Origin of the sequence: Mesorhizobium abyssinicae (assembly GCF_049887195.1) — a bacterium.
Classification (GTDB): domain Bacteria; phylum Pseudomonadota; class Alphaproteobacteria; order Rhizobiales; family Rhizobiaceae; genus Mesorhizobium; species Mesorhizobium abyssinicae.
Map to the genome: position 1 here is coordinate 15,721 of NZ_JARAKC010000004.1, position 16,745 is coordinate 32,465.

A 16,745-nucleotide genomic window follows, 5' to 3' on the forward strand; every position below is an offset into this window, starting at 1 on the left:
TGGCGGTCTTTATCAAGAACGGAGTTTTTCCAAGTCTTTCGGCAGCGAGTCGCCAACAACGTCATGCTCTTCCGGTTGCTTCGCCTGATCCTGGTCTTCATGCTCGTCGTGTCGGCGCAGCCGTCGTTCGACGCGATGGCGCAGGCGATCGGCCAGGGTTCCGCCCAGCTGATCGCCGACCAGCAGAAGGTCGTCCAGGACCTGACGGCCAAGACCGATGGTCTCGAAAAGAAGGTTACCGACGATGCCGAGGACGACGCCGCGCTCGTCGACATCCGCCTGCAGCTCGAGGATATGTCGCGGGCGGCGCTGAACAGCGCGCTGGCCTTCCGCTCGCGCCTCACCGACATCAACAATCGCATCGAGGTGCTGGGGCCGCCGCCGGCGCAGGGACAGCCGCCGGAGCCCGCGATCGTCACCAACGAGCGCGGTGCCCTTGCCGCCGAAAAGGCGGAGATCAACGCCGTCATCGCCGGCGCGCAGAACCTGTCGATCCGCATCAACGGGCTGATCGACAAGATCGGCATCATGCGCAGCGAGCTTTTCCGCAACGTTCTGACCAAACGCTACGAGCTGACCGACGCAATCAGCCCGCAGGCCTTTTCCGATGCTCACGATCAGTTCACCGGCCTCTACAAGGCGGTGGTGTCCTGGCTGAGCTTCGCCTTCAAATTCAAGCTCCAGGCCGTGCTCGCGGCGGCCCTGATGGCGCTGGGGCTGGCGGCGGTGCTGCTGGTCGGCGGCCGGCGACTGTTCGGGCGGATCTTCGAACCCGACCCGTCCATCGAGGAGCCGTCCTATCTCAGCCGGCTTTCCGTGGCGTTCTGGTCGACGCTGCTGCCGTCCGCGGCGCTCACAGTGTTCCTCGCCTCGACTGTGTTTTTCTTCAATTATTACAATGTGCTGCGCGGCGACATCGGCGTCTTCCTCAATGCGCTGCTGGCCGTCATCGCGGTGGTGTTCTGCGTCAACCGGCTGACCAATGCCGCACTCGAGCCGCGCCTGCCGAACTGGCGCCTGATCCCCGTCGCAACCGGCCCGGCGCGCTGGCTGGTGCGGCTGACGACGGCGATGGCTGTGGTCATCGGCTTCAACAATTTCCTGGCGGTCGTCAACGACAAGATGGGCTCGCCGCTGTCGCTGACCATTGCCAGAAGCTTCGTCGCCACCATCATCGTAGGCGTCATCCTGATCCTGATGGCATTGCTGAAGCCATTCCGGGCGAGGGATGGGACATGGCGCCCGTGGCCAGCCTGGCTTCGCGTCACCGCCGTGGCGCTCGGCCTGTTCACCATCGCCGCGGCGCTGCTCGGCTATATCGGCCTTGCGCTCTTCGTCTCCCTGCAGGTGGTGGTCACCGGCACTGTCCTCGTCACCGCCTATATCGGCTTCCTGTCGGCGCGGGCGATCGGCGAGGAGGGCGGCTTCGCCGACACATCGATCGGGCGCTGGCTGACCACCAATTCCAGTTATGACGAGACCGCGCTCGACCAACTCGGCCTGGTCGTCAGCATCGCCATCAACCTGATGATCGTGCTGGTGTTCCTGCCGCTGATCCTTTTGATGTGGGGGTTCCAGCCCGGCGACATCCAGGCCTGGGCCTATAAGCTGGCGACGGGCGTCACCATCGGCTCGGTGACGATTTCGTTCACCGGCATCCTCAGCGGCATCGTCGTCTTCGTCATCGGCTATTTCCTGACGCGCTGGTTCCAGGGCTGGCTCGACGGTTCAGTGATGGCGCGCGGCAGGGTCGATCCCGGCGTGCGCAACTCGATACGGCTGGCGGTCGGCTATGCCGGCGTCGCCATTGCCGGCCTCGTTGGCGTCTCGGCGGCCGGCATCGACCTGTCGAACCTGGCCCTCGTTGCCGGCGCTCTGTCGCTCGGTATCGGTTTCGGCCTGCAGAATGTCGTGTCGAACTTCGTCTCCGGCCTGATCCTGCTCGCCGAGCGGCCGTTCAAGGTCGGTGACTGGATCGTCGCCGGCGACACCACAGGCACGGTCCGGAAGATCAGCGTGCGCGCCACCGAGATCGAGACGTTCCAGCGGCAGTCGGTGATCCTGCCCAATTCGAACCTGATCAACAATGCGGTCGGCAACTGGACGCACCGCAACAAGCTCGGCCGTGTCGATATCAAGGTCGGGGTCGCCTATGGCAGCGACGTCAAGCGGGTGCATGCCCTTTTGCTCGACATCGCGCGCAGCCATCCGCTGGTGCTGAAGAACCCCGAGCCGTTCGTGCTGTTCGCCAATTTCGGCGCCGCCGCGCTCGAATTCGAGATCCGCGTCTTCCTCGCCGACATCCTCAACGGCAACATCGTCCAGAACGACATCCGTTTCGCCATCTTCGATGAGTTCAACAGCGAGCACATCGAGATCCCGTCGACGCCGCGCGCCGTGGTCGAGACGAAGAAGCCCGAGGCATGGCCGCTCGACGACGACAAGATGGAGGCCGACTTCGCCGACAAGGAGCAAGCGGAGGCCGAAGCCGCGGTAGAGAAGGCGCGCCTGGCGAAGTCCAGGCGCAAGGGCAGCAAGCCCGACCCGGATTGAGGTGGGCTGATATTCAGGTGAGGCCGGCCTGCAAACGGCGGCTGCCTGCGCTTCCGGTGCTCACCTACTTTATGTACGCTCCGCTCCGGTTCTCGGAACCCACCGTTTTCGACACGGCCTGACCTGAATCTCAGTACACCTTGGAGACGCCGCAGCGTGCTCGCTAACCAATTGCGGCATGAATGCGGCATTCAGTTGCGGTTCAGCTTCGATCTCATATAAGCTCGCATGCAAAGGGCGAGAATGCCTTGCGAAATGCAACAAGAGGCGGTGTGGAAACACCGGTATTGCAAAATGTGGAAGTCTGTCGTCGCCGCCATCGCTTTCCTGGCCGTGAGCGGGTCGGCTTTTGCCGCCAGCGCGGTCAACAAGGACGCCGAGACCAGGACGCTGATCGTGACCGAGGGCGGCGGCAAGACGGAGCTGGCGCTGGCCGCCGGCGAAACCGTGGAATTCTGCCCGAACGGCTGTTTCGTCACCTTGCCGAATGGTGACCTCGAAGCCTTGACCGGCTCGGAGACGGTCGAGATCTCGGGCGGCGTCGGCCGCATCAAGTAGTCGTCCGCACCAAGTAACCAAGGCAACATCTCTTGCGAAGGCCGGGCACATTGCCCGGCCTTTTATTGTTTCCGGTAGCAGTCGTTTAACAATGACGGGGGAAATACCACCGTACACACCGGATGCAACCGGACGTTTTAACGTTCGCTACGGCGTTCCCCGCTATACCGGTCGCGAAGACGCCGAAACGCGGCGCGAAGGATCAGGCAGGCAGGGAATCATGGACGCGCGGTCGGACAGGAACGCAATTCCGCTTGCGGTCGATCTCGACGGCACGCTGATTGCAACCGATCTTCTGTGGGAAGGCCTGTTCATCCTGCTCAAGAAGAACCCGCTTTATGTCTTCATGGTGCCGTTCTGGCTGGCAGGCGGCCCGGCGCGCTTGAAGCAGGAGATCGCCGCCCGCATCGATATCGATCCGGCTTCGCTGCCCTATCGCGAGGCGTTGCTCCAGCGGCTTCGCGCCGATCACCAGGAGGGCCGCAAGATCGTGCTGGCGACCGGCACGCCGCGCAAGTTCGCGGAGGCGATCGCTTCGCATCTCGGCATTTTCGATCGCGTGCTGGCGACCGATGGCCCGCACAACATGACCTCGGGCAGGAAACGCGACTCGCTGGTCGCCGCTTATGGCGACGGCGGCTTCGACTATGCCGGCAACAGCCGGCACGACCTCAAGGTCTTCGACGCCGCGCGTAGCGCGATCATCGTGGCGCCCGACCGTCATGCGGCGCGCTGGCAGGCCGCTCATGGCGGCGAAACGGTTGCGGCGCCGAAGCCGACCTTGAAGACATTCGTCAAGATGCTGCGCGTGCATCAATGGCTGAAGAACGCGCTGATCGCGGTGCCAATGGTGCTCTCGCACGAGTACTTCAATATCGACATGATCTGGGAATGCGTGCTGGCGTTCATTTCCTTCAGCGCGGTGGCCTCGGCCATCTATATCCTCAACGACTTCTTCGACCTCGCGCTCGACCGCAAGCATCCGACCAAGCGCTATCGCCCCTTCGCAAGCGGCGCGCTGTCGATCCCTTTCGGCTTCGGCGCGATGGTTGCTCTTATCAGCCTCGGCATCGCCGCCGGACTGGCGCTGCCGATCGAATTCCTTGGCGTGCTGTGCGGCTACATGGTCGTCACCACGGCCTATTCGCTGTCGTTCAAACGCATGCTGCTGGTCGACGTGCTAACGCTCGCCGGCCTCTACACGATCCGGGTGTTGGCGGGCGCGGCGGCGACCGGCGTCGACGTCTCGTTCTGGCTGCTCGCCTTCTCGATCTTCTTCTTCCTGTCGTTGGCGCTGGTGAAGCGCTTCGTCGAATTGCGCACCACCGCCATCCCGGCCGGCGAGCGCATTGCCGGCCGCGGCTACCGCACCGAGGACCAGGAGATCGTCGCCCAGGCGGGCATGGCCTCGGCCTTCTCCTCGGCGCTGGTGCTGGCGCTCTACATGGACAGCGTCTCGGTGCGCGAACTCTATCCGCATCCGTGGCTGGTCTGGCCACTGGCGCCGATCGTGCTCTACCTCACCATGCGGGTCTGGATCCTCGCCCGCCGCGACGAGATGCATGACGATCCGGTCGTCTTCATCATCCGCGACTGGCGCAGCCAGATCGTCGTCGCCATCGGCGCAGCGTTCCTGGTTGCCGGAGGCTGGTGAGCATGGCCGGTGACAGTTTCCAAAGTTTCGGCCGCGCCACGCCGGCGGCGCGCCATGCGATCCCTGCGGAAGACGCCATCGCGCTGCTGAAGAGCGGCGCGGCGAAGGACGGTTCCTTGCTCGGCTATGGCAATGGTCGTTCCTATGGCGACACCTGCCAGAACCAGGCCGGCTCGGTGGTCGACATGCGGCCGCTCAACCGCGTCCGCGCGTTCAACGCCGAGACGGGTGTGCTGGAGGCGGATGCCGGCGTTCTGTTGTGCGACATCATCGCCCACGCCGCACCCCACGGCTTTTTCCCGGCGGTGGTTCCCGGCACGCAGTTCGTGACGCTCGGCGGGGCAATCGCCAACGACGTCCACGGCAAGAACCATCACCGGCGCGGCACCTTCGGCTGCCATGTCGAATCGCTGACGCTGCTGCGCTCGGACGGCAAGACCTATCGCTGCTCGGCGACCAGCAATGCGCGGCTATTTCGGGCAACCATCGGCGGCATGGGGCTGACCGGGCTGATCCTGTCGGCGTCGATCCGGCTCATGCGGGTGCCTTCGCTCGACATCGTTGAGAAGGCGACGCCCTTTGGCGATCTCGGCGAATTCTTCGAACTGACCGAAGCGGCCGACCAGGCCAATGAGTACGCCGTCGCCTGGATCGACCAACTCGCCGGAGGGCGAGGGCGCGGCCTGCTGTTCACCGGCAACCATGCCGAGCATGGCTTGCATGCGGCGTCCCGTGCCGGCGCGCGCCTTTCGGTGCCGCTGCAGCCGCCATTCAATGTGCTCAACCGGCCGTTCCTGACTGCTTTCAATGCTGCCTATCGATGGAAGAAGGGGCGATCGGCGGCGCCGCGCCAGGTCGGCTACCAGGGCTTTTTCTTTCCGCTCGACGGTGTTGGCGACTGGAACCGGCTCTATGGACCGAAGGGCCTTTTCCAGCACCAGAGCGTGGTGCCGGAGGGGCCGGCGCGGCATGCCGTGCCGGCGCTGCTGGAAGCGGCAAGGCGCGCCGGGCAGGGGTCCTTTCTCACCGTACTGAAGCGTTTTGGCAGGGTCCGCTCGCCGGCGCTGCTGTCGTTTCCGAGGCCAGGCTTCACGCTGACGCTCGACTTCCCCAACCGGGGCGAAAAGACGCTCAGGCTGCTTGCCGAACTCGACCGCATTACGATCGAGGCGGGCGGCGCGGTCAACCCATACAAGGACGCGCGCATGGGCGCCGAGACCTTCGCGGCATCCTTCCCGGACTGGCCGCGGCTGGAAGCTGTGCGCGATCCCGCCTTCATGTCCGACTTCTGGGCGCGCACGGCAAAGAAACTGGATGAACGGCAGGGAGCTGCGCATGCGGCGGAATAGGTAGAATTCGAATAAATCTTGGTAAAAGAAGCGTTAAAGTCAGGGTTTACTCAAACAGTCACGTGACTTCACGAAATGTTTGCAGGTTTGTAATAGGACCGCTGCGAGCGGGGTGGCAACAATGAAATACATCGTCTTCATTCTCTTCACGGTCATGACCAATGCGGCGGCCCAGCTGATGCTGAAGCAAGGCATGATGTCGCTCGGGCCAATTTCGTTCGAGGGCACCAATCCGCTGCTGAAGCTGCTGCAGATCGTCTTCAGCCCGTGGGTGTTCCTCGGGCTCTGCACCTTCGTCATCTCGATGGCTTCGCATCTCTATGTGCTGTCCAAGGTCGAGCTCAGCTTCGCCTATCCATTTCTTAGCCTCGCCTATGTCGCGGTCGCCGTCTTCGCCTATTTCGTTTTCCGCGAGGACCTCAATGGCTGGCGCGTCGCTGGCATCGCGTGCATCTGCGTCGGCACGGTGCTGATCGCCCAAAGTGGGCGAGGGCACGAGGACCAGACCGCTTCCATCACCCAAGACAAGATCGGCACAAGCGAGATCGTTCGATGAGACATGTGATTTTCGGCGGCGACGGTTTCGTCGGCCGCCACCTTGCCCCCAAGCTTGTTGCCGACGGCGAAGAGGTCGTTGTCGCCGACATCGTCAAGAGCGATCTGCCGCATTATCGCTCGGCTCGTTTCGTCACCTGTGACGTCACCGATCCGGCCTCGGTCGCGACCGTCGGGCTCAGGGGCGACGACATGGTCTACAACCTGTCGGCGAAGATGCTGTCGCCGATCCAGGTGCGCGCCAAGCGGCACGACTTCTTCTTCCCGGTGAATTTCCACGGCACCGAGAACATCATGAAGGCGATGGACAAGGCCGGCGCCTCGAAGCTCGTCCACTACACGACCGACATGATCTACGGGCACACGGTGACGCTGCCGATGACCGAGGAGCATCCGGTCGCGCCGCTCGGCGAGTACGGCCTGTCGAAGTTGAGGACCGAGGAGCTGGCTGCCGAATGGCGCAAGCGCGGCATGTCGATCTCGCTGTTCAGGCCGCGCCTGATCATCGGCCCCGGCCGCCTCGGCATTTTGGAAAAACTGTTCAAGCTGATCGACTGGAATTTGCCCGTGCCGATGATCGGCTCGGGCAAGAATCCCTACCAGTTCATCTCTGTTTTCGACTGCGCGGAAGCTGCCCGCGCGGCCTGGAAGGCCGGCGTGCCGAACGAGGCCTATAATCTCGGCTCCCTCAAGCCGCCGCCGGTGAAGAAGCTGCTTGGCGACCTGATCCGGCATGCCGGTTCGAAATCGGTCCTGATCCCGACACCGGGCTGGGCGGTCAAGCGCACGCTCGACCTGCTCGACCTCATGAACATGCCCATCATGGATCCGGAGCAGTATCTGATCGCCGACGAGGAGTGCGTGCTCGACGTGTCCAAGGCCGGGCGCCAGCTCGGCTGGGTGCCGCAATATCGCGACGAGGACATGCTGATCGCCGCCTACAGCGAGTACCGCGCCAAGAAGGACGGCCACGCCGTCGCCACCAAACACGTTCCTGCCGAATAAAGGCGACGAAGGGGAGATTTTTCAGATGACCGTCATGGCCAAGCCGGAACACACGGGCACGCGCACGCTGGTCGAGGCGCCTGCGCTGTCGCCCGCCACCATCGCCAAGCCCGAGCTGATCAGCGTCGAGCAGGCCAAGGCGATGGACGTCGCCCGCATCACCGACCTGTTCAAGGCGCATCTCAATCCGGGCCAGCTGCATTTCATGAAGCTGCTCGGCTTCCACAAGGTCAAGATCGAGCGCGCCGAGGGCATGTTCTACATCGACCAGAACGGCCGCAAGATCCTCGACTTCTTCGGCGGCTTCGGCTCGCTGGCCTTCGGCCACAACCATCCGCGCATCCTCGAAGCACGCAAGAAATTCCAGGAGGAGAAGCGGCAGGAAATCGCCATCGCTTTCATGTCGCAATATGCAGCGGCCCTTGCGCACAACATCGCCAAGTGCTCGCCCGGCGACCTCGACATGGTGTTCCTCGGCTCGTCCGGTTCGGAAGCCATGGAAGCGGCGGTGAAGCTTGCCGAGCGCGCCGCCGGCCCGAAGCGGCCGAAGGTCGTCTATGCGGAGAATTCTTTCCACGGCAAGACCAAGGGCGTGCTGGCGATCACCGACGGTTCGCTCTACCGCGCCGACTTCAGGGTGGCGGACAATGTGGTGCGGGTTCCCTTCGCCGACATCGATGCGGTCGAGCGCCTGTTCAGGAGCGATCCCGAGATCGGCGTCATCGTGCTCGAAACCATCCAGGGCGGCGGCGGCATCATCCAGGCGCCTGGCGAATACTGGCAGAAGCTGCGCGCGCTTTGCGACCAGTACGGCGTGCTGTGGGTCGCCGACGAGGTGCAGTGCGGCTATGGCCGTTCCGGCCGCTTCTACGCTTTCGAGCACTACGGTGTCGTGCCGGATGTGACGGCGCTGGCGAAATCGCTCGGCGCCGGCAAGGCGGCGGTCGGCGCCATGATCGCCAGGCGCGACGTATACATGAAGGCCTATGGCACGCCGAAGACGGCGATGATCCATGCCATGGCGACTTTCGGCGGCATGGGCGAAGCCTGCGTCACCGCGATCGAGGGGCTCAACGTGCTCTACGACGAAGGCCTGATCGACAATGCGGCCGCGACGGGCGACTACCTTCTGCAGCGGCTGCAGGCGCTCAAGGAGAAGTATCCGAAGATCATCAAGGACGTGCGCGGCAAGGGTTTTATGATCGGGCTCGAATTCCACGATTTCTCGCAGACCCTGCCGATGGTGCTGCGGCCGATCGTCAGCGTGCTCGACGACAAGCTGAAGGGCTCGCTCTCAGGCTTCGTCGGCTCGCTGTTGTTGGGCGACTATGACGTGCTCGTCGCCTTCACCGAATACAATCGCAACGTCATCCGGCTTGAGCCGCCGCTGATCTGCCAGCGCGAACATGTCGACCGCTTCGTCGATGCCTTCGACAGCCTTCTGTCGCGCGGCATCGTGGCGATCGTCAAGGATTTCGTCAAAAGCCAGGTCGGCAAGTAGAGGCGGCTGAGCAGAACATGCTGACCAGGCCGCCTAACGTCCCGACCAATCCGCTCGACCGGCTCGCCGGGGCTGGTCTCGCTTGGGGCGAGGGGACCTATGCGCGGCTGGCGGCACCTATCGGCGCGGCGGCTTTCTCGCTCTACATCCTTTTGACGGCGGCAACGGCCTGGATCATGCCCGACGCCAATTGGGATATGCTGCCTTATCTGGCGGTCGCCGAGGAAGGCACCTATCCCGATCCGCAGGCCCTGCACGACTATGCCTACAGCGCGGTTAAGGCGGGCGTCTCGGCCGCCGACTACAAGACGCTGACCGACGATGGCGGCGGCTACCGCAGCCATATGGCGGAAAATGCCGCCGACTTCCATTCGCTGCTCGGCATGTACCGGATCAAGTTCCTCTATGCCGAGATCCTGTCCGGCCTCAGCCATGTCGTGTCGCCGGTCGAGGCTATGCGGCTGGTCTCCGTGGTCTCGGTGCTGCTGTTTGGCGGCATCACGCTCATCTGGCTGCGTTCGGAAGGCGCGCTGGCCCTGGCTCCGATAGTCGGCGCGGTGCTGATCATGGCCGATTTCGGCGACGCGGCGCGCGCGTCGACGCCGGACCTGATGTGCTCCGCACTGTTCCTCGGCGGCCTGTTCGCCTATGTGCGCAAACGCGAGGCGGCGACCGCGATCCTGCTGTTCCTCGCCTTCATGGCGCGGCCGGACAACATCGTCTTCCTAGCGATCTTCGCCGTGCTGCTCATCATCTTCCGGCAAAGGGCCTGGGGCGCGCTGGCGGGCTTTGCCGCCTCCTTCATTGCCTATTTCGCCATTTCGCACTGGGCCCAGCACCCCGGCTGGTGGCCGCATCTGTGGTTCTCCACGATCGAGCAGCACTACAACATGGACGGCTTCGAGCCGCCATTCTCGCTCGCGGCCTACCTCAAGGCCTTCGCCGCCTCGCTGCTGCGTGCGATCAACGCCAACAGTTGGGTGGGCGTCTCGGTGCTGGCGCTGGCCGGATGGTACGCGCTTGGCCGCGCCGGTTTCCGCCTCCACCGTCGCGCCGGTATCCTGCTTGCGGCGCTGGTGCTCGGCGTTCTGGCCAAGTTCACGGTGTTCCCGATCCACGACACACGCATCTATTTCCCCAACCTGCTGCCGCCCTTCCTGCTGCTTGCTGGCCCGCTGATGGCGCTATGGGCCTCGGCCGGCCAGCGTCGCGTCGCGCCGCACGTCGTTGGCGGAGACAAGCCCGGAGACACGCAATGAGTTCCGTTTCCAACCTGGCGCGCATCGCGCTCTCGTTCGGCCTTCCGGCCGGGCTGCTCGATCGCGGGCCGGCGCTGCGCGGCACGAAGTTCCTCGCCCGGGCGGCGCTGATGGCACGCTTCGGCGGCAGGCCGTTCCAGATGGTCAATGTCGGCGCCTGCGACGGCGCCCTATTCGACGACGTCACGCCCTGGCTGCACCGCATTCCAAGGGCGCGGGCGATGCTGGTCGAACCGATCCCCTACAATCAGAAGCGCCTGCGCGCCAACTATCCCGATACCGGGCGCTTCATCATCGAGCCTGTGGCGGTGACGCGGACCAGGGGGACGATCACCGTTCATACATTTGACGCCGCCGCGCTCGAAGACGGCACGCTGCCGATCGAGTTCATCGGCTGCTCGTCGGTAACCGACACCAATCTGATGTCGGGCAAGAACGCCTGGGGCGAGGCGGACGCCAACTTCAACAAGTTCGCGCCGCACCTCAAGGACATCGAGGTGCCGTCGGAGACACTGCAGACGCTGCTCGACCGCAACGGCATTGCCTATATCGACGCCTTCCTCGTCGATTGCGAGGGCGCCGACTGGATGGTGTTCGAGCAGCTCGACCTCAAGCGCTACCGTCCCGGCATGATCAAGATCGAAGTCGGCGCGCTGCCGGCGGCCGAGATCGGCCAGGTGGTGGTCAAACTGAAGACCGCTGGCTACCAGGTCGGCTTCCAGGCCGAGGACGTCTGGGCTTTCGCCTGAGTTTCGCCGACCTCCCGTCCACAAGGGCAAGTCTCTCCCGCCGCCGCGCCGGCCGAACACGGCTTGACAAAGCGGCGCCGGCCCGTCCAACCTGAGGCATTCACCAGGGGAGTCCCGGCAAGGGGCTGAGATACTGCTGGCTTTCGCGGCGCAGTGACCCGTTGAACCTGATCCAGTTCATACTGGCGTAGGGACGGTGCAAGCGCTTTGCGGGAGTCTATGCCCGAGGTCCTGTTTCGGCAGGGCGACCAAAGCGTCTTTTCATCCTTCCGGCACAGAACTGGGTCTCCAATGCATGAGCAAAGGAGCCTCAAGATGAATGCCCTTACCCCCACCGTGTCGACGGGGCCGTTGCCCGCCTCGCGCAAGATCCACAAGCAAGGCAGCCTCCACCCCCAGATCAAAGTGCCGATGCGCGAGATCTCCGTCCATCCGACGGCCGGCGAGCCGCCCGTTACCGTTTACGATCCATCCGGCGCCTATACCGACCCGGCTGTCGAAACCAACATCGAAAAGGGCCTTGCCCGGCTTCGCCAGGAATGGGTTACAGCACGCGGCGATGTCGAAGCCTATGACGGCCGCCATGTGCGTCCGGAAGACAACGGGTTCGCGACAGGCGAGCGCCTGACGCCGGAATTTCCGATCCGCAATCGTCCGCTGCGGGCGAAAGCCGGCAAGGCGGTGACCCAGCTTGCCTATGCGCGCGCCGGCATCATCACGCCCGAAATGGAGTTCGTCGCGATCCGCGAGAATCTGGGCCGCGAGGCCCTGCGCGGCAATCTCGAGCGCGACGGAGAAGCCTTCGGCGCGGCAATCCCCGACTTCGTGACGCCGGAATTCGTGCGCGACGAAGTGGCGCGCGGACGGGCGATCATTCCCGCCAACATCAATCATCCCGAGAGCGAGCCGATGATCATCGGCCGCAATTTCCTGGTCAAGATTAACGCCAATATCGGCAACTCCGCCGTCACCTCGTCGATGGCCGAAGAGGTCGAGAAGATGGTGTGGGCGATCCGCTGGGGCGCCGACACGGTGATGGACCTGTCGACGGGCCGCAACATCCACAACATCCGCGAATGGATCGTGCGCAATGCGCCGGTGCCGATCGGCACGGTGCCGCTTTACCAGGCGCTGGAAAAGGTCGGCGGCATCGCCGAGGACCTGACCTGGGAGGTCTATCGCGACACGCTGATCGAGCAGGCCGAGCAGGGCGTAGACTATTTCACCATCCACGCCGGCGTGCGGCTGCACTATATCCCGCTGACCGTCGACCGGGTGACCGGGATCGTCTCGCGCGGCGGCTCGATCATGGCCAAATGGTGCCTGCACCACCACCGCGAGAGCTTCCTCTACGAACACTTCGCCGAGATCTGCGACATCTGCCGTGCCTACGACGTGTCCTTCTCGCTCGGCGACGGGCTTCGTCCGGGCTCGATCGCCGACGCCAACGACGCCGCGCAGTTCGCCGAGCTGGAAACGCTAGGCGAGCTGACTCAGATCGCCTGGGCCAAGGACTGCCAGGTGATGATCGAGGGGCCCGGTCATGTGCCGATGCACAAGATCAAGCAGAACATGGACAAGCAGCTCGCCGTCTGCGGCGAGGCGCCGTTCTATACGCTGGGGCCGCTCACCACGGACATCGCGCCGGGCTACGATCACATCACCTCCGGCATAGGTGCTGCCATGATCGGCTGGTTCGGCACGGCAATGCTCTGCTACGTCACGCCGAAGGAACATCTCGGCCTGCCCGACCGCAATGACGTCAAGACCGGCGTGATCACCTATAAGATCGCCGCCCATGCCGCGGATCTCGCCAAGGGCCACCCTGCGGCGAAGGTCAGGGACGATGCGCTTTCCCGCGCGCGGTTCGAGTTCCGCTGGGAAGACCAGTTCAACCTGTCGCTCGACCCCGAAACGGCGCGCTCCTTCCACGACGAGACCTTGCCCAAGGAGGCGCACAAGCTGGCGCATTTCTGCTCGATGTGCGGGCCGAAATTCTGCTCCATGCGCATTTCCCACGACATCCGGGCCGAGGCACAGAAAGAAGGCATGGCGGCGATGGCGGCGAAATACCGTGAGGGCGGCGATCTCTACGTGCCGGCGGACGAGATCGGCGCGCCGCTGATGTCAAAGGCGGCCCAGCCGTCATGAAGGTGCTGGTCAATGGGGCCGGCGTCGCCGGCCTCACTGCCGCCTTCGAGCTCGCCACGCGCGGCGCGACGGTGACGGTTGCGGAGACAAGGCACGGCCTTGGCGGCAATGCGTCGTGGTTCGCCGGCGGCATGCTGGCGCCCTGGTGCGAGCGTGAAAGCGCCGAGCAGCCGGTGCTGGATCTCGGACGCTACGCCGCCGACTGGTGGGATGCGGCGACGCCCGGCCAGGTGACGCGGGGCGGAACGCTGGTCGTGGCCGCGCCGCGCGATGCGGGCGAGCTCGACCGCTTCGCCAACTGCACTACGGGTCACCGGCGTATCGATGAAGACCAAGTCGCGCGCCTCGAGCCCGACCTCGCCGGCCGCTTCCGCCGCGGACTGTTCTTCCCAGGCGAGGCCCATCTCGACCCGCGCCAGGCGATGGCGAGACTTCATGACCGGCTAGCGGCCATGGGCGTCGCATTCCGCTTCGGCGCCGATATCAGGCAGGTGTCCGGTTTCGATCGCCGGATCGACTGCACGGGAATGGCCGCTGTCGACGACAGGCTGCGCGGCGTGCGCGGCGAGATGCTGATCCTGCGTGCGCCCGACGTCTCGCTGTCGCGGCCGGTCCGGCTGCTTCATCCGCGCTTTCCGCTCTACATCGTGCCGCGCGCCGACCACCGCTTCATGATCGGTGCGACGATGATCGAAAGCCAGTCCGGGGGATCGATCACCGCCCGTTCGATGATCGAGTTGCTCAGCGCTGCTTGCGCGCTCCAACCGGCCTTTGGCGAGGCTGAGGTCCTTGAGACCGGCGTCGGCGTTCGCCCGGCCTTTCCAGACAACCTGCCGCGCGTCGAAACGAGCGGCGACACCGTCAGGATCAACGGCCTCTATCGTCATGGCTTTCTTCTGGCGCCCGCCATGGCACGGCAAGCAACCGAAATTGTCTTCAGGCAGCACGAACCTGTGGAGTCTACACATGAAACTGATCGTCAACGGCGAGGCGCTTGAGATCACGGCGACAACCCTGGCGGCGCTGCTTGCGGCGCTCGACTATGAGGGCGATTGGCTGGCAACGGCCGTCAACAGCGACCTCGTGCACAAAGCCCATCGGGCGGAATTCCATTTGAGCGACGGCGACCGGATCGAAATCCTCTCGCCCATGCAGGGAGGCTAGCGATGCTGGAGCTTTTCGGGACGACGCTTCCCTCTCGTCTGCTTCTCGGAACGGCGCAATATCCGTCGCCAGCCATCCTTGCCGATGCCGTTAAGGCGTCGGGCACATCGGTGCTGACCGTCTCCTTGCGGCGGGAGATGGCCGGCGGCAAGGCCGGCGAGAAATTCTGGGCGCTGATCAGCACGCTTGGCACGAAAATCCTGCCCAACACCGCCGGCTGCCATTCCGTCAAGGAAGCGGTCACGACCGCGAAGATGGCACGCGAAGTGTTCGGCACGAACTGGATCAAGCTGGAAGTGATCGGCAACCACGACACGCTGCAGCCGGATGTGTTCGGCCTGGTCGAGGCGGCGCGCATCCTCAGCGAGGACGGCTTTTCGGTATTCCCCTACACCACCGACGACCTCGTCGTCGCCGAACGGCTGCTTGAGGCGGGCTGCAAGGTCCTGATGCCGTGGTGCGCGCCCATCGGTTCGGCGCTGGGGCCGGTCAACATCTCGGCGCTGCGCTCGATGCGCGCACATTTTCCTGGCGTTCCGCTGATCGTCGATGCGGGATTGGGCCGGCCATCACATGCCGCGACCGTGATGGAACTCGGCTTCGATGCGGTGCTCCTGAATACGGCGGTCGCCAAGGCTGCCGACCCGGTCGGCATGGCGCGCGCATTCGGCAAGGCGGTGGAAGCCGGCCATGAGGCGTTCCGCTCGGGAATGCTCGAACCGCGCGAGGTCGCGATGCCGTCGACGCCGACATTCGGCAGGGCGGTTTTCGTATGAAGCTCGATCCCTTCTACCTGATCGTCGATAGCGCCGCCTGGATCGAACGGTTGGCGCCACTCGGCGTCAGGCTGGTTCAGTTGCGCATCAAGGCTATGGACGAGGCCGGACTGCGCGCCGAAATCCGCAAGGCGAAAGCCTTGTGCGCCGAGCACCAATGCCAGCTCATCGTCAACGACCACTGGCAACTGGCAATCGAGGAAGGTTGCGACTTCATCCATCTCGGCCAGGAGGATCTGCAGACCGCAGACCTCTCGGCGATACGCGCAGCCGGTATGAGGCTCGGGCTCAGCACGCACGATCATGCCGAACTGGAAACGGCCATCGCCGCCAAGCCCGACTGCATCGCGCTCGGTCCCGTCTATCCCACCATCCTGAAGAAGATGAAATGGGCGCCGCAAGGGCTGGAGCGGATCGGCGAGTGGAAGCGCCGGATCGCGCCAATCCCCTTGGTCGCCATCGGCGGCCTCAACCCTGACCGGCTCGACGGCGTTTTCGACGCGGGCGCCGACAGCGCCGCGGTTGTGACCGATATCACGTTGAATGCCGATCCCGAGGCGCGCACCCGGGAATGGATCGCAAGGACGGAGCGATGGCGCTGAGGCAAGAACCGCACGTCCTTGTCATTGCCGGATCCGACTCCAGCGGGGGTGCCGGACTTGCACGCGATATCGAGACGATCTCTTCTCTTGGCGTGCGCACCTGCCTGGCAGTCACCGCGCTGACAGTACAGACGCACGAAAGCGTGGCGCAAATACACCGCTCATCGCCACGCCTGGTGGCCGACCAGATGCGCGCCGCGCTGCAGGCCAACGAGGTGGTCGCCATCAAGATCGGCATGCTGGCGACTGCCGAGACCGTCGTGGCCGTTGCGGCCGTGCTGCGCGAAAATCCTCGGGTGCCGGCAATACTCGATCCGGTGTTGGCCTCGACGTCAGGCCGGGCGCTGCTGGAAGCTGACGCGGTCGCGGCGATGAAGCATGACCTGATGCCGCTTTGCCGCTTGGTCACGCCCAATCTCATCGAGCTGGCGCTTCTTGTCCCGGCGGAACGCGCAACCGACGAGGATGGCGCGATCAGGCAGGGTCAGGAATTGCTCGGCGCAGGTGCGCAGGCCCTGCTGATCAAGGGCGGTCATGCATCGGGACCGCGATCGACCGACATTCTGTTGCGCTCGAACCAAGAACCACTCCGCTTCGACACACCACGCCTTGCAGCATCGATGCGTGGGACGGGATGCATGCTGGCCAGCGCGATCGCCGCGCATCTGGCGAAGGCGAAGCCGCTTGAAGACAGCGTGCGCGAAGGTAAGCAGCTTGTCTTCCAGAAGTTCATGGAGCGGTCCGACTGACTCCGGCGCATGGCAAAAATCCTCGCCTGTGGCGTCCGAAGGAAGCATGTTCGGTCTTCAGGGTCGCTCGGTCTTTTCGTAATGTCGCAAACAGGCTTCAATCGCGACACCGCTCCGCCC

General features: G+C 64.3%; 15 protein-coding genes and 1 riboswitch. All 15 genes read left to right on the top strand.

Going from position 1 to position 16,745, the window contains the following annotated elements; all coding sequences use genetic code 11:
- Positions 1 to 63: 63 nt before the first annotated feature.
- The 15 genes from PU724_RS10475 to PU724_RS10545 all read left to right on the top strand — a co-directional run bounded on the left by PU724_RS10475 (position 64) and on the right by PU724_RS10545 (position 16,625).
- Complete coding sequence (locus PU724_RS10475) at positions 64 to 2,553, top strand: mechanosensitive ion channel family protein (protein WP_354422446.1); 2,490 nt, start codon at positions 64 to 66, stop codon at positions 2,551 to 2,553.
- A 294-nt stretch (positions 2,554 to 2,847) separates the two neighbouring features.
- On the top strand, positions 2,848 to 3,111 hold the full coding sequence (locus tag PU724_RS10480; RefSeq protein WP_187331283.1) for a hypothetical protein: 264 nt from the start codon (positions 2,848 to 2,850) through the stop codon (positions 3,109 to 3,111).
- A gap of 220 nt (positions 3,112 to 3,331) precedes the next feature.
- Complete coding sequence (locus tag PU724_RS10485; protein WP_354422443.1) at positions 3,332 to 4,765, top strand: UbiA family prenyltransferase; 1,434 nt, start codon at positions 3,332 to 3,334, stop codon at positions 4,763 to 4,765.
- A 2-nt stretch (positions 4,766 to 4,767) separates the two neighbouring features.
- On the top strand, positions 4,768 to 6,114 hold the full coding sequence (locus tag PU724_RS10490) for an FAD-binding oxidoreductase (protein WP_354422442.1): 1,347 nt from the start codon (positions 4,768 to 4,770) through the stop codon (positions 6,112 to 6,114).
- Between the two features lie 121 nt (positions 6,115 to 6,235).
- A complete protein-coding gene (locus PU724_RS10495) occupies positions 6,236 to 6,670 on the top strand; it encodes an EamA family transporter (protein ID WP_127311339.1) in 435 nt (144 codons plus the stop codon).
- Complete coding sequence (locus PU724_RS10500; RefSeq protein ID WP_354422440.1) at positions 6,667 to 7,674, top strand: NAD-dependent epimerase/dehydratase family protein; 1,008 nt, start codon at positions 6,667 to 6,669, stop codon at positions 7,672 to 7,674. Before PU724_RS10495 ends, PU724_RS10500 begins: the two co-directional genes overlap by 4 nt.
- 25 nt (positions 7,675 to 7,699) lie before the next feature.
- Positions 7,700 to 9,175 (top strand): aspartate aminotransferase family protein, encoded by a 1,476-nt coding sequence (locus tag PU724_RS10505; RefSeq protein WP_426213172.1) that lies wholly within the window; start codon positions 7,700 to 7,702, stop codon positions 9,173 to 9,175.
- A gap of 17 nt (positions 9,176 to 9,192) precedes the next feature.
- Positions 9,193 to 10,434: a hypothetical protein gene (locus PU724_RS10510; protein WP_354422438.1), complete on the top strand. Its 1,242-nt coding sequence runs from the start codon at positions 9,193 to 9,195 to the stop codon at positions 10,432 to 10,434.
- Positions 10,431 to 11,183 (top strand): FkbM family methyltransferase, encoded by a 753-nt coding sequence (locus PU724_RS10515; RefSeq protein WP_354422436.1) that lies wholly within the window; start codon positions 10,431 to 10,433, stop codon positions 11,181 to 11,183. The genes PU724_RS10510 and PU724_RS10515 overlap by 4 nt, the downstream gene beginning before the upstream one ends.
- Positions 11,184 to 11,278: 95 nt before the next feature.
- A riboswitch (TPP riboswitch) is annotated at positions 11,279 to 11,395 on the top strand.
- Positions 11,396 to 11,498: 103 nt separating this feature from the next.
- On the top strand, positions 11,499 to 13,334 hold the full coding sequence (gene thiC / locus PU724_RS10520) for a phosphomethylpyrimidine synthase ThiC (protein WP_354422434.1): 1,836 nt from the start codon (positions 11,499 to 11,501) through the stop codon (positions 13,332 to 13,334).
- Entirely contained in the window at positions 13,331 to 14,332 is a 1,002-nt protein-coding gene (gene thiO, locus PU724_RS10525) for a glycine oxidase ThiO (protein WP_354422432.1), read from the top strand. The genes thiC and thiO overlap by 4 nt, the downstream gene beginning before the upstream one ends.
- Entirely contained in the window at positions 14,301 to 14,498 is a 198-nt protein-coding gene (gene thiS, locus PU724_RS10530) for a sulfur carrier protein ThiS (RefSeq protein WP_095783628.1), read from the top strand. The genes thiO and thiS overlap by 32 nt, the downstream gene beginning before the upstream one ends.
- 2 nt (positions 14,499 to 14,500) lie before the next feature.
- Entirely contained in the window at positions 14,501 to 15,274 is a 774-nt protein-coding gene (locus tag PU724_RS10535) for a thiazole synthase (RefSeq protein ID WP_354422431.1), read from the top strand.
- On the top strand, positions 15,271 to 15,876 hold the full coding sequence (locus PU724_RS10540; protein WP_320320269.1) for a thiamine phosphate synthase: 606 nt from the start codon (positions 15,271 to 15,273) through the stop codon (positions 15,874 to 15,876). The genes PU724_RS10535 and PU724_RS10540 overlap by 4 nt, the downstream gene beginning before the upstream one ends.
- Positions 15,867 to 16,625 carry a hydroxymethylpyrimidine/phosphomethylpyrimidine kinase gene (locus tag PU724_RS10545; protein ID WP_354422474.1) on the top strand — a complete coding sequence of 253 codons (759 nt, stop codon included), beginning with the start codon at positions 15,867 to 15,869 and terminating at the stop codon, positions 16,623 to 16,625. The genes PU724_RS10540 and PU724_RS10545 overlap by 10 nt, the downstream gene beginning before the upstream one ends.
- Positions 16,626 to 16,745 lie beyond the last annotated feature (120 nt).

Excerpts from the sequence above, each read along its gene's own strand:
- PU724_RS10545 (WP_354422474.1), top strand. The coding sequence starts at position 15,867 with ATGGCGCTGAGGCAAGAACCGCACGTCCTTGTCATTGCCGGATCCGAC.
- PU724_RS10480 (WP_187331283.1), top strand. The coding sequence starts at position 2,848 with ATGTGGAAGTCTGTCGTCGCCGCCATCGCTTTCCTGGCCGTGAGCGGG.
- PU724_RS10535 (WP_354422431.1), top strand. The coding sequence starts at position 14,501 with ATGCTGGAGCTTTTCGGGACGACGCTTCCCTCTCGTCTGCTTCTCGGA.
- thiS (WP_095783628.1), top strand. The coding sequence starts at position 14,301 with ATGAAACTGATCGTCAACGGCGAGGCGCTTGAGATCACGGCGACAACC.
- thiO (WP_354422432.1), top strand. The coding sequence starts at position 13,331 with ATGAAGGTGCTGGTCAATGGGGCCGGCGTCGCCGGCCTCACTGCCGCC.
- PU724_RS10500 (WP_354422440.1), top strand. The coding sequence starts at position 6,667 with ATGAGACATGTGATTTTCGGCGGCGACGGTTTCGTCGGCCGCCACCTT.
- PU724_RS10505 (WP_426213172.1), top strand. The coding sequence starts at position 7,700 with ATGACCGTCATGGCCAAGCCGGAACACACGGGCACGCGCACGCTGGTC.
- thiC (WP_354422434.1), top strand. The coding sequence starts at position 11,499 with ATGAATGCCCTTACCCCCACCGTGTCGACGGGGCCGTTGCCCGCCTCG.
- PU724_RS10485 (WP_354422443.1), top strand. The coding sequence starts at position 3,332 with ATGGACGCGCGGTCGGACAGGAACGCAATTCCGCTTGCGGTCGATCTC.
- PU724_RS10495 (WP_127311339.1), top strand. The coding sequence starts at position 6,236 with ATGAAATACATCGTCTTCATTCTCTTCACGGTCATGACCAATGCGGCG.
- PU724_RS10475 (WP_354422446.1), top strand. The coding sequence starts at position 64 with ATGCTCTTCCGGTTGCTTCGCCTGATCCTGGTCTTCATGCTCGTCGTG.
- PU724_RS10510 (WP_354422438.1), top strand. The coding sequence starts at position 9,193 with ATGCTGACCAGGCCGCCTAACGTCCCGACCAATCCGCTCGACCGGCTC.
- PU724_RS10490 (WP_354422442.1), top strand. The coding sequence starts at position 4,768 with ATGGCCGGTGACAGTTTCCAAAGTTTCGGCCGCGCCACGCCGGCGGCG.
- PU724_RS10515 (WP_354422436.1), top strand. The coding sequence starts at position 10,431 with ATGAGTTCCGTTTCCAACCTGGCGCGCATCGCGCTCTCGTTCGGCCTT.
- PU724_RS10540 (WP_320320269.1), top strand. The coding sequence starts at position 15,271 with ATGAAGCTCGATCCCTTCTACCTGATCGTCGATAGCGCCGCCTGGATC.